Here is a 10391-nt window from a genome sequence, read left to right on the forward strand (position 1 = left end):
CCTGATGGGCTTCTGGTCACGACTGTTCGGGGATAAGCCCGCGGCCGCTCAGCCGCGCGCCGCGACCCAGAGCGCTGGCGGCGGCGTGCTGATTACGACGTCGCAGCAGCTGGAGGAGGCGCTCCGCGACGGACAACTTACCGCCTCCGGCGCCGCGGTGACGCCCGACAAAGCAATGCGAGTTGCGGCGGTTTTCGCATGCGTCCGCATTCGCTCCGGCGTCGTGGCCAACATGCCGCTGGCGATCAAGCGGCGCATCGACGACAAGACGCGGGAAGACGCGATCGATCATCCGCTGTGGAAGCTGTTCCGCCGCAAACCGAACCGGTGGCAGACGCCATCGCAGTTCCGCCGAATGCTGCAGGCGCATGTCATCCTCCGCGGCAACGCCTATGCCATGATCGTGCGCTCGCGCGGCAATGTCATGGAGATGATCCCGCTCCACCCCGACCGGGTCGAGTGCAAGCAGAACGATGATCTGTCGCTGTCCTACATCTATACGCGCCGCGACGGCGGCCGGGTCAACCTGACACAATCTGAGGTCTTCCACCTCGTCGGGCTGACGCTCGATGGCGTCCATGGCGTTTCCGCGATCACCTTCGCCCGGGAAACCATCGGGCTTTCGCTGTCGATGGAGAACCACGGCGCGACGGTGTTCAAGAACGGCGCCCGCGTCAGCATCGTGTTGAAGCATCCCGACAAGCTCGGAAAGGAAGGCTTGGAGAACCTTCGCGCCAGCCTGGACGAATACCGCTCCGGCGGCGAGAGCGAGGGAAAAGCGCTCATCCTCGAAGAGGGGATGGAAACCGCACCGCTGGCGATGACCGCCGAAGACGCGCAGTGGATCGAAAGCCGCAAATTTTCGCGCAACGACATCGCCATGTTCCTCGGCGTACCACCGCACATGATCGGCGACACCGAGAAGTCGACGAGCTGGGGGACCGGACTCGAGCAGCAGACGCAGGGTTTTGTCACCTTCAGCGCCGAAGACGACCTGACGACCTGGGAAGAGACGATCAACCGGGATCTGATCGGCGACGACGAACCCGACGTTTACGCCCGCTTCAACCGGTCGGCCCTCGTCAAGGGTGACATCAAGGTGCGCTGGGAAGCTCACGTCAAGGCTCTGCAGTGGGGCGTGCTGTCGCCGAACGAGGTGCGCGCGCTTGAAGACATCAACCCGCGCGAGGGTGGCGATATCTGGTACCCCCCGCCGAACACGGCCGGCAACTCCGATCCGAAGAAGGATGAAGGCGATGAGCCAAGTCAACCCACCGAAAGTCGTTAGCCCTTTCGTCAAGCCAATTGGTGTTTTGCGCGGCGGAGCGGTTGTTTCGCAACCTGTCGTAGGAGGCAGAAAATGACCCTGCGAAACCTGCCTGAGGCCAAGACCTTCCAGCGCCCGCAGAACTTCCAGTGGGACGCGCCGTCTGACGTTCTGACGAGGTGGGCCGAAAAGCCGCTTGCTGCATCCGAAGACAACGACACCACGATCTCGATGTACGACGTGATCGGCGAGGATTGGTGGACGGGCGGCGGCGTGACCGCCAAGCGTGTCTCGGCTGTGCTACGCTCGATCGGTAACAAGGACGTGACGGTCAAGATCAACTCCCCAGGCGGCGACATGTTCGAGGGGATTGCGATCTATAATTTGCTGCGCGGCCACCAGGCGAAGGTCACCGTCGAGGTTATGGGTTGGGCGGCGTCGGCGGCGTCGATCATCGCCATGGCCGGCGACGAAATCCGGATGGGCTTGGGCACCTTCATGATGGTGCACAATGCCTGGGGCATCGTGATCGGCAACAGGCATGACATGCGCGAAGCCGCGACGCTCTTCGACGGGTTCGACGGCGCGATCGCCGACATCTATGAGGCGCGCACCGGCATGAAGCGGGCGGACATCGCCAAGCTCATGGACGCTGAGACCTTCATGGGACCGTCCGAGGCGGTAAAGAACGGCTTTGCCGACATCGTCGACGACGGCATTTCCGCGCCAGAAGGCGACGCCAAGAACATGGACCGCGGGCTTATGGCCCGCCGGCGCACCGAAGCCGCGCTCGCCAAAGCCGGAATCCCCGCGGCGAGCGCGCCTCAATGATCAACTCACTTTCGGGCCCGCGTGATGCAACCCGAGAAGCCGCGCGCGATGCAGGCTTCGACCCCGTGGCCGCCAAGCGGCTCATTGAAACTCTCCGAACCTGAAGGAACGCATCATGAAAAGCCTCTTCATGGGCGCGGCGCTCGCCGTGCTCACCCTCACCCTTTGCGCTGCGTTTACGCTGGCGCCTGACCTCGCCTACGCCTTTTCCGGTCCCGAAGCGGCGATCGGCACGGGTCTGGCCATGACCTGTGCGCCGCTGCTAAACCATCGTGCCCGCGGCCTTGTGGCCATCCGCAACGATGGCGGCAACGCCAACGCCATTCTGGCCGAACTGCAGAAGACGTTCGAAACCTTCAAAGAGGCGAACAACAAGGAAATCGCCGACCTGAAAAAGGGGCTCGGCGACGTCGTGCAGACGGAAAAGGTGGACCGGATCAACGCCGAGATCACCAAGCTCCAGAATGCGATCGATGAGACGAACGTGATGCTGGCGGCGTTGAAAGTGGGCGGCGCCGGCGGCGCGGTCGATCCCGACAAAAAGGCCCATGCGACTGCGTTCGACCGCTTCTTCCGCAAGGGGGTGGATGCTGGCCTCTCCGATCTGGAGGTGAAAGCCAAGCTGACCACTCAGTCAGATCCTGACGGCGGATATCTGGTTCCCGAGGAAATGGAAACCACCGTCGATCGCGTGCTGGGTACGGTTTCGGCGATGCGTTCACTAGCGCGCATCATGTCGATCTCGACCGATACCTACAAGAAGCTCGTCGGCATGGGCGGCGCAGGATCCGGTTGGGTCGGCGAGGAAGAATCCAGGCCCGAGACGGACTCCCCGACGCTCCGCGAACTCATCTTCAACACCGGCGAAATCTATGCCAACCCCGCCGCTACACAGAAGATGCTCGACGACGCGCGGGTGGACGTCGCCCAGTGGCTCGCCGACGAAGTCGCCATCGAGTTCGCCGAGCAGGAAGGCGCGGCGTTCGTGTCCGGCAACGGCGTGAACAAGCCGCGTGGCATCCTTGCCTACGACACTGTCGCGAATGCCTCCTATGCATGGGGCAAACTTGGCTATATCGCCTCGGGCGTGGCGGCGGCGCTGACCGACGGAACCCACAACGGTTCCGACGCCATGATCGATCTCTACTATGCCCTGAAGTCCGGGTACCGGAATGGAGCTTCCTGGCTGTTGTCGGACGCGGTCATGGGCACCGTGAGAAAGTTCAAGGATGGGGACGGCAACTATCTCTGGGCTCCGCCGACCGCCGCTGCCGAGGTTGCGACCATTTTGCAGAAGCCGGTCTACACCGACGACAACATGTCGGCCATCGGCGCGAACGCCTTCCCGATCGCCTTCGGCAATTTCCAGCGCGGTTACCTGATCATCGACCGCATGGGCGTACGCGTGCTGCGCGATCCCTACACCAACAAGCCATATGTCCACTTCTACACCACGAAGCGGGTCGGCGGCGGCGTGCAGAACTTCGAGGCCATCAAGCTCCTGAAGGTCGCGGCTTCGTAAAGCCCCCAAGCGGGTTGAATAGTCCAGCGGGCGGCAGGATCGATCCCCGGTCGCCCGCTCTTCTCCCTCCCCAAATCTCGAAAGGAACAGTCCGATGAAGGACACTAAAAGCGCACTGAATTTTGCGCATTCGCTTGAGCCGGCGGCGCGCGCCGCATCGGCCAACGGCGCTGGCGTTGATCTGCGCGGCTACAACTCCGCCCTCGCACAGGTCGTGGTCGGCGTATGGACGGATGGTACGCATACGCCGGAGCTGGAGGAATCCGATGACAACAGCTCGTGGTCGGACGTTGCTGCAGCTGACCTGAACGGCTCGTTTACTGTCATCGATGGTGCCGACGACGACGCCCAAACCTTCAAGGTCGGCTACAAGGGCAACAAGCGTTACATCCGTGCAGTGACCACCGTTGCCGGAGCGACTACTGGCGCCGTCTATGGCGTTGTCATCATCCGCAGCCACGCCAACGACGCGCCTGTCGCTTAATCCGTGATGAGGCGGGCGCGGTCGCTCGCCTCTCCCCCTCTCATTCCATATCTGGAGAAATCCCAAATGAAAGCGAAAGTGACCAAGTCCTTTCCGGGCCGGCCGGACCGCGAAATCCTTAGCCGAATCATTGAAGTCGGCGAGGTGATCGAAGGCGATCTCGCCGCAGTCGCCGTGCGGGAAAAGTGGGCGACGCGCGTCAAAGACGTCAAGGAAGAAAAGCAGGACGAAGAATAGGCCCATGCTCCGCCCCGCCCGCACGTCTGCTCCGGACGCCAAGCCCGTCTCTCTGGAAGAGGCGAAGGCGCATTGCCGCGTCGATCACAACGATGACGATTCCGTCATCAGTGCGCTGATCGACGCTGCCGTGGCCTATCTCGACGGCTGGGCCGGCGTGCTGGGGCGGTGCATCATCAACCAGGGATGGTCGGTTTCGCTATGCGACTGGCCAAATTGCGGCGTCATCCGCCTGCCTTTCCCTGACGTGTCGGCCGCGACGGTCAAATATTTCGACACTGACAACGTTGAGCGGACCGTCTCGGCTTCGCTTTTCGAGCGCCTCGAGGACGAGCGCGGTGCCTTCATCAAGTTCCGGGACGATTTCACCACTCCAACCGTGTTCGACGATCGCAGCGACGGCGTGCGGGTTGAATTCACGGCGGGATATGGTCAGGCGGCGTCGGACGTGCCTGCTGCACTGCGGGCGGCGGTCTTGCTGACCATTGCGCACTGGTACGAACGAAGAGAAGCAGCAACAGCTGATGCGCTTTCAGAAATTCCCTTCGGCGCGTCCGCGCTGATCACTCCGTATCGCCGAGTAGGCGTCTGATCCCAGCCAAAGGAGAACCACAATGGTCGATCTTGTCATCACCGCGGCGAACGTCGTCGCCGGATCCAACGCAACGAAAGAGGTTGGCACCGCCGGCGAGGCGATGACAGCCGGCCAGGCTGTCTATCGCTCGTCGGCTACAAGCAAGTGGATGCTGGCCGACGCGAATTCGGCGACGGCCGAGGCGCGCCAGGCGACCGGCGTTGCGCTCAACGGCGCGTCGCTCAACCAGCCGCTTACGGTGCAGAAGGCCGGCGACATCACCATCGGCGCGACGCTGGTAGCTGGGACGGCCTACTATCTGTCGGATACGCCGGGCGGCATTTGTCCGGTCGCCGATATCGGCGCCGGCGAATATGTCTGCCTGCTGGGGCTGGCGAAGTCGACGACTGTCCTTGCGGTCGACATCCAGTATCCGAACGTCTCTCTCTGACGCTCGCATGTGGCTGCGTTTCACGCAGGATTTCGACTTCTCGCCTGCCGCTCGCAGCGGCCACGTCACAATCGCCTACCGGGCCGGAATGCGGCGGAACGTGACGCGCGAATGCGCCGAAAAGGCAATTGCGGCAGGCAAGGCAAAGCGCACGATCGCGCCGCGACAGGAGGCCGGAAATGGCGAAAAAGCCGGGTGCGGGTGATCTTTTCGAGCGTGTCGGCTTCGATAAGCACGGCACGGCGTCGGACGGGGCCGGCGGGACGATCTCGGCATTCGTCGAACAGTTCACGCGCCGGGCAGAATTCATCCATCTGCGCGGGGGAGAGGCGGTGCTGGCGGCAAGGCTACAGGGCCGCCACACCCAGATCATCCGGGTTCGCGCCGATTCGGAGACGAGGACGGTGACGACGGACTGGCGGATCAGCGACAAACGGCTTGCGGGCGTCGTCTACAACATCCGCGACATCACCTTGAGCAAAGATCGGGCGTTCCTCGACATGCTCTGTGAAAGAGGCGTGGCGACGTGAAGATCAAGAACCTCAAGCGCCTCCAGCGTAAACTGCGCCGCATGTCTCCGGTGGCGAAGGAGGAAATCCGCAAGGCGCTGGCGGAAAGCGCCGCGGAGATTGTTGCGCTACAAAAGCAGATCGTTCCGGCAGCCAGTGGCGATCTCCGCGACAGCATCGAATGGCGCTACGGAGACGCCAAGAAAATCCGCTACTCGCAATCCTTCAAAGGGGCTTCCGGCGGCCACGAGCTGTCGGTGCGCATCAGCGCCGGCAACGAGAAGGTCCGCTACGCGCATTTGGTCGAGTTCGGCGCTGCGCCGCATATCGCCGGCGGCAAATTCGAGGGCGCGCAGCATCCCGGCGCGCCGGCGCAGCCATTCTTCTACCCGGCATTCAGGCTCGGCAAGAAGCGGGCGAAGGCGAGGATTGGCCGCGCGGTCGGCAAGGCGGCCCGGAAGGTGGCGGCAGGCGGATGATCGGTTCACAGCTCCAAAAGGCGATCTTCGCTGCACTCATCACCGAAACTGCTGTCGCTGACGGCCGCATATATGACCGGGTTCCGGAGAATCCGACATTTCCATACGTCACCATCGGCGACGCCCAGGTGATCAATGATGGCAATTCCTGTGGCGATGGCTGGGAGGTCTTTGAAGACGTGCATTTATGGTCGCGGCCGGAGAGCGGATCGAAGGTCGAGGTGAAAGACCTCGCTCCGTCGGTCGTTTCGCGGCTGGCCACCACGCTAGCCGTGACAGGGTTCGTAGTCATTCTTGCCGAGTTGAATAGTTCGCGGACATTCCGCGATCCAGACGGACTCACCGAGCATTCCGTCCTGACGTTTCGCTTCCTGCTCGATCCCGCCTAACCCCTCCCAAGGAGACTCGATATGGCCCCACCCATCACCCTCAACGGGCGGCAGCTGCTCGTCCAGATCGGCGACGGCGCAGATCCGGAAGTGTTCACCCACGACTGCCTCATCAACACCGAGCGCGGCATCGCCTTCGCCTCGGAGACCAACCGCGAAACGATACCGGATTGCGCCGATCCGGAAGCGCCGGGCTGGTCGGTGATGAACAAGAGCGGCCTTTCGGCGACAATCTCCGGCGCCGGGCGGCTGCACACGCCCAGCGTCGAGACGTGGTTCAACTGGTTCAACAGCGACGACACGAAGAACGTGCGCGTTCTTTTAAACGGCGTCGCTTTGGCCAATGGCGGAGGCTATTGGGCAGGCGCCTTCAAGCTGACCGCCTTCGAGGCCACCGGGCCAGAAACAGGGCGCGCCGCCGTTTCGGTTACGATCGAAAGCGACGGCGAAGTCACCTGGGTGGATGCGGCCGCCTGATGAACCGGCATGGCGCGATCGATCTGGACTGGGGCGACGGAACATACTGCTTTCGCCTCGGACTGGCTCAAATCGAGGAGCTGGAGGCCAGGCGCGACCTCGGCATATTCCAGCTTGCGCATCGTCTGCGGCCCGATGTCCGCCAGGCTCGCTCCTCGGATATCGTCGAGACGATCCGCCTCGGCCTGATCGGCGGCGGAATGCTGCCCGTCGACGCACTGGCGAAGGTCCGGAAGTATGTCGACGAGCGTCCGCTCGACGAAAATCGGGACACGGCCTACGCGATCGTGCTTGCCGGGCTAGCCAGGGTCCACTCGAAAGAGCTGGAGCAGCCATCGGGGGAAGCTCCGGCGGCGGAGACGAGCGCATCGACTTCGCCGCCCTCTACGGAAGCGCTGCCCTGATGAATGTCGCCAATGTCGGCGATTTGTCGCTCGGCCAATGGTCGGCGATCTGCCGCGCCTGGAACAAGGCCCACGGCGAAAGCAAGGCGGCGCCGCCGAGCGAGGCGGAGTTTGACGTGGCGGTCATGCGAGCACGGGGAGTTGCCTGATGGCGATCGAAGTTGAACGCATGATCGCCACGCTCGAGGCGAACTTCAGCAAATATGACAGGGCGCTCAACAAGGCGCTGGGCAACACCAACTCGACCTTCAGCAGGATCGAAAAGCGCGGTAAGGCGCTCGAGACGCGGCTGGCGGGAATCGGTTCCACCTTCGCCCGCTCGTTTGCTGCTGGGTTTGCAGGAGCGGTGTCCATCCGTGGCGCGCAGCAGCTGATCGACGCGGCGACGCGGATGGAGAATGCGTTGAAGGTCGCCGGCTTGTCCGGCGATGAACTGACGCGGGTCTACGATCGGCTGTTCGAAAGCGCGACGAAGAATGCCGCGCCGATCGAGAGCCTGGTGACGCTCTACGGCCGCGCTGCGCTGGTCCAGAAGGAACTCGGCGTCTCGACGGAGGAATTGCTCGGCTTCACGAACAATGTCGCCTTGGCATTGCGGGTTGCCGGTTCCGATGCGCAGTCGGCATCGGGCGCACTTCTGCAGCTGTCGCAGGCCCTCGGCTCAGGTGTGGTTCGGGCGGACGAATTCAATTCGATCCTGGAGGGCGCGCCGACCATCGCTCAGGCGGCCGCAGCCGGCCTTGAAGAGGCTGGCGGCTCTGTCGCCAGGCTGCGGCAGCTGGTGGTCGACGGTGCGGTGTCCAGCGAGGCGTTCTTTCGTGCCTTCGAGGCCGGTGCGCCGATCCTGGAGCAGAAGGTCGCCGGTTCGGTCCTGACGATCGACCAGCGGCTTGTCAACCTGCAGAACTCGCTGATCGACGCGGCCGGCAGGTTCAACGAATCCACGGCGGCAGCCGAAACGTTCGGCACGGCGATCGACAACACGGCGGCATTCGTCAACAGCATCAACTTCGACAGCCTGATCGCGCAGATATCCGCCGTGATCGCGCAGATGGGCGCGGGCATCGATGCCGCGAATGCCTTCGCTTCCGCAATCGGCCGGATCACCGGGCTTGAAAACATCGGCGCGGCCATAACCGGCGGCACCGGCTACAAGGAATTTCTGGGCGGTGCGCTCACCGTGACCTCATCCAAGGGCATCGAAAACCGCATCAACGATGCGTTCGCCGGAGAAATCCAGAAGGCCGGGAAGCTCACCGAAGAAGCCATCCGCAACAGTGTGCTGGGCGAGGGCGGAGCAGCCACGACGAACAAGACTGGCCGGCTTCCGGAAGCGCCTTACGTCACGCCGGTTTCGCTTTCCGATTTCGCGCCGCCTGTTGCCAAAGGCGGCGGCAGCGGAGGAGGCGGTGGCAAAAGCGCCGCCGCCGCCAAACGGCGGGAAGAGGCTGCGGCGCTTCGCGAGGCGGCCAAGGCGGCGAAAGAACTTGAGCGCGCTGAGCGCGAAGCAGAGCGCGCCGCTCAGGACATGGGGAGCGCGATCGGTGACGCTGTTGGCGGCATCATCAGTGCTCTTTCCGACGGCAAGCTCGAGGCGAAGGAACTGCTTGGCATCGTCGCGCAGATCGCGACGCAACTTCTGAGCATGAACGGCGGCGGCGGCTTCGCCGGCGGCTTTTTGTCCAGCATCCTCGGCAGCGTATTCCACGAAGGCGGCGTGGTCGGATCCGGCGGAAGCAAGCGCAGCGTGCATCCGGCGACTTTCGCCGGCGCACCGCGATATCATTCCGGCGGCGTTGCCGGACTCCGTCCCGGCGAGGTTCCGGCCATCCTTCAACGCGGCGAGATCGTGATCCCCAAGGGGCGCGCCCAAGCGCAATCCGCCGGTCAGTCGATCATGATCCACGCGCCGATCAACGCGCCGGGCGCCGACGCTGCGGCACTCGCTCGCGTCGAGAGGTCGGTGAAGGAACTCGGAAAGAACATCCCGAAAATGGTCGACACGCGCACGGATACCCGCAAGATCCGCAAGGTTCGCGCCTGATGGCTCGGATAGTCTCCTGGCCTGTGGGCCTTCGGGCGAAATTCCGCGAGCCGCTGTCCGGACCGCGTGCGGTCAGTGGCGGCGCGACCCAGTCGATCGGCAATTTCGTGCAGACCTTCGCGTCGCCGTTCGGGTTGTGGCGCTGGCGGTTCTCCTTCCCGTCGATCCGGGGCCAGATGTTCCGGCGCTACCGGGGCTGGATCACTTCGCTGCATGGCGGGGCGAACGCCACACGCGTGCCGTTCTGTGACTGGGACGGGCTCAACTTCGCGCAGCGCGGGATCGTCACGACGTCGGCCGAATGGCGAGAAGGGGAGCCCTGGTCGAACGGTCAGCCCTGGTCGAACGGAGAGAACTGGGCGTCGAGCAATCCGGTCGTCGCAGTGACGGCGCCTGCGGCATTCGACACAGACGAAATCCAGCTGGCCGATTCCTTCTGGGGGCACGGGCTCGACATCGGGGATTTCCTCGGCTTCTTCCCGTTCCATTTGGGGCTCTACATGGTTACCGAACGGATCGACGCCGGCCACTACAGGATATGGCCGCCGCTCCGGGTGGCGCTCACCACGTCCGACTTTGCGACCCTCGATCCGGTGCTGGCGATGCGGCTCGAAAGCGAGGAAGCGGCCAATGCGCCTCGCGGTGCGGCTTTCGCCGAAGGCCTATCCGTCACCATGGTCGAGACGCTCGACTATGACGTGCGCGACTATTTCGCGGGCTGAC

General features: G+C 63.5%; 16 protein-coding genes. All 16 read left to right on the forward strand.

The genetic code is table 11. The features are described 5' to 3' along the window. Window positions 1–4: 4 nt before the first annotated feature. The 16 genes from ABVK50_RS12095 (at window position 5) to ABVK50_RS12170 (ending at window position 10390) form a co-directional block, all read left to right on the forward strand. Complete coding sequence (locus tag ABVK50_RS12095) at window positions 5–1288, forward strand: phage portal protein (RefSeq protein WP_353641331.1); 1284 nt, start codon at window positions 5–7, stop codon at window positions 1286–1288. 72 nt (window positions 1289–1360) lie between these two features. Further along, window positions 1361–2098, forward strand: a complete 738-nt coding sequence (locus ABVK50_RS12100; protein WP_353647032.1) for a head maturation protease, ClpP-related — start codon at window positions 1361–1363, stop codon at window positions 2096–2098. Between the two features lie 115 nt (window positions 2099–2213). Then, on the forward strand, window positions 2214–3620 hold the full coding sequence (locus tag ABVK50_RS12105; RefSeq protein WP_353641329.1) for a phage major capsid protein: 1407 nt from the start codon (window positions 2214–2216) through the stop codon (window positions 3618–3620). 94 nt (window positions 3621–3714) lie between these two features. After that, on the forward strand, window positions 3715–4104 hold the full coding sequence (locus ABVK50_RS12110; RefSeq protein WP_353641328.1) for a hypothetical protein: 390 nt from the start codon (window positions 3715–3717) through the stop codon (window positions 4102–4104). Window positions 4105–4170: 66 nt separating this feature from the next. Continuing rightward, window positions 4171–4341, forward strand: coding sequence for a hypothetical protein (locus ABVK50_RS12115; RefSeq protein ID WP_353641327.1), 171 nt, complete (start codon window positions 4171–4173; stop codon window positions 4339–4341). A gap of 4 nt (window positions 4342–4345) precedes the next feature. Further along, the gene (locus ABVK50_RS12120) at window positions 4346–4933 is read left to right on the forward strand and encodes a head-tail connector protein (RefSeq protein WP_353641326.1); all 588 of its coding nucleotides are present in this window, start codon (window positions 4346–4348) and stop codon (window positions 4931–4933) included. A gap of 22 nt (window positions 4934–4955) precedes the next feature. Beyond that, complete coding sequence (locus tag ABVK50_RS12125; RefSeq protein ID WP_353641325.1) at window positions 4956–5366, forward strand: hypothetical protein; 411 nt, start codon at window positions 4956–4958, stop codon at window positions 5364–5366. Window positions 5367–5373: 7 nt separating this feature from the next. After that, window positions 5374–5571 carry a hypothetical protein gene (locus ABVK50_RS12130; protein WP_353641324.1) on the forward strand — a complete coding sequence of 66 codons (198 nt, stop codon included), beginning with the start codon at window positions 5374–5376 and terminating at the stop codon, window positions 5569–5571. Beyond that, window positions 5546–5896, forward strand: a complete 351-nt coding sequence (locus tag ABVK50_RS12135) for a phage head closure protein (protein ID WP_353641323.1) — start codon at window positions 5546–5548, stop codon at window positions 5894–5896. The genes ABVK50_RS12130 and ABVK50_RS12135 overlap by 26 nt, the downstream gene beginning before the upstream one ends. Next, window positions 5893–6354 (forward strand): HK97-gp10 family putative phage morphogenesis protein, encoded by a 462-nt coding sequence (locus ABVK50_RS12140; RefSeq protein WP_353641322.1) that lies wholly within the window; start codon window positions 5893–5895, stop codon window positions 6352–6354. The genes ABVK50_RS12135 and ABVK50_RS12140 overlap by 4 nt, the downstream gene beginning before the upstream one ends. Further along, window positions 6351–6743, forward strand: coding sequence for a DUF3168 domain-containing protein (locus tag ABVK50_RS12145; RefSeq protein WP_353641321.1), 393 nt, complete (start codon window positions 6351–6353; stop codon window positions 6741–6743). Before ABVK50_RS12140 ends, ABVK50_RS12145 begins: the two co-directional genes overlap by 4 nt. A 21-nt stretch (window positions 6744–6764) precedes the next feature. Continuing rightward, window positions 6765–7220: a phage tail tube protein gene (locus tag ABVK50_RS12150; protein ID WP_353641320.1), complete on the forward strand. Its 456-nt coding sequence runs from the start codon at window positions 6765–6767 to the stop codon at window positions 7218–7220. Beyond that, complete coding sequence (locus ABVK50_RS12155; RefSeq protein ID WP_353641319.1) at window positions 7220–7624, forward strand: gene transfer agent family protein; 405 nt, start codon at window positions 7220–7222, stop codon at window positions 7622–7624. Before ABVK50_RS12150 ends, ABVK50_RS12155 begins: the two co-directional genes overlap by 1 nt. Next, entirely contained in the window at window positions 7624–7773 is a 150-nt protein-coding gene (locus ABVK50_RS12160) for a hypothetical protein (protein ID WP_353641318.1), read from the forward strand. Before ABVK50_RS12155 ends, ABVK50_RS12160 begins: the two co-directional genes overlap by 1 nt. Further along, window positions 7773–9668 (forward strand): tape measure protein, encoded by a 1896-nt coding sequence (locus ABVK50_RS12165; protein WP_353641317.1) that lies wholly within the window; start codon window positions 7773–7775, stop codon window positions 9666–9668. The genes ABVK50_RS12160 and ABVK50_RS12165 overlap by 1 nt, the downstream gene beginning before the upstream one ends. Further along, complete coding sequence (locus tag ABVK50_RS12170) at window positions 9668–10390, forward strand: hypothetical protein (RefSeq protein WP_353641316.1); 723 nt, start codon at window positions 9668–9670, stop codon at window positions 10388–10390. Before ABVK50_RS12165 ends, ABVK50_RS12170 begins: the two co-directional genes overlap by 1 nt. Window position 10391: the final 1 nt, after the last annotated feature.

The organism is Mesorhizobium sp. WSM2240 (assembly GCF_040438645.1).
Lineage (GTDB): Bacteria > Pseudomonadota > Alphaproteobacteria > Rhizobiales > Rhizobiaceae > Allomesorhizobium.

Bases quoted from the DNA above. Each gene is read 5' to 3' on its own strand.
- ABVK50_RS12095 (WP_353641331.1), top strand. From the start codon at position 5: ATGGGCTTCTGGTCACGACTGTTCGGGGATAAGCCCGCGGCCGCTCAG.
- ABVK50_RS12100 (WP_353647032.1), top strand. From the start codon at position 1,361: ATGACCCTGCGAAACCTGCCTGAGGCCAAGACCTTCCAGCGCCCGCAG.
- ABVK50_RS12105 (WP_353641329.1), top strand. From the start codon at position 2,214: ATGAAAAGCCTCTTCATGGGCGCGGCGCTCGCCGTGCTCACCCTCACC.
- ABVK50_RS12110 (WP_353641328.1), top strand. From the start codon at position 3,715: ATGAAGGACACTAAAAGCGCACTGAATTTTGCGCATTCGCTTGAGCCG.
- ABVK50_RS12115 (WP_353641327.1), top strand. From the start codon at position 4,171: ATGAAAGCGAAAGTGACCAAGTCCTTTCCGGGCCGGCCGGACCGCGAA.
- ABVK50_RS12120 (WP_353641326.1), top strand. From the start codon at position 4,346: ATGCTCCGCCCCGCCCGCACGTCTGCTCCGGACGCCAAGCCCGTCTCT.
- ABVK50_RS12125 (WP_353641325.1), top strand. From the start codon at position 4,956: ATGGTCGATCTTGTCATCACCGCGGCGAACGTCGTCGCCGGATCCAAC.
- ABVK50_RS12130 (WP_353641324.1), top strand. From the start codon at position 5,374: ATGTGGCTGCGTTTCACGCAGGATTTCGACTTCTCGCCTGCCGCTCGC.
- ABVK50_RS12135 (WP_353641323.1), top strand. From the start codon at position 5,546: ATGGCGAAAAAGCCGGGTGCGGGTGATCTTTTCGAGCGTGTCGGCTTC.
- ABVK50_RS12145 (WP_353641321.1), top strand. From the start codon at position 6,351: ATGATCGGTTCACAGCTCCAAAAGGCGATCTTCGCTGCACTCATCACC.
- ABVK50_RS12150 (WP_353641320.1), top strand. From the start codon at position 6,765: ATGGCCCCACCCATCACCCTCAACGGGCGGCAGCTGCTCGTCCAGATC.
- ABVK50_RS12155 (WP_353641319.1), top strand. From the start codon at position 7,220: ATGAACCGGCATGGCGCGATCGATCTGGACTGGGGCGACGGAACATAC.
- ABVK50_RS12160 (WP_353641318.1), top strand. From the start codon at position 7,624: ATGAATGTCGCCAATGTCGGCGATTTGTCGCTCGGCCAATGGTCGGCG.
- ABVK50_RS12165 (WP_353641317.1), top strand. From the start codon at position 7,773: ATGGCGATCGAAGTTGAACGCATGATCGCCACGCTCGAGGCGAACTTC.
- ABVK50_RS12170 (WP_353641316.1), top strand. From the start codon at position 9,668: ATGGCTCGGATAGTCTCCTGGCCTGTGGGCCTTCGGGCGAAATTCCGC.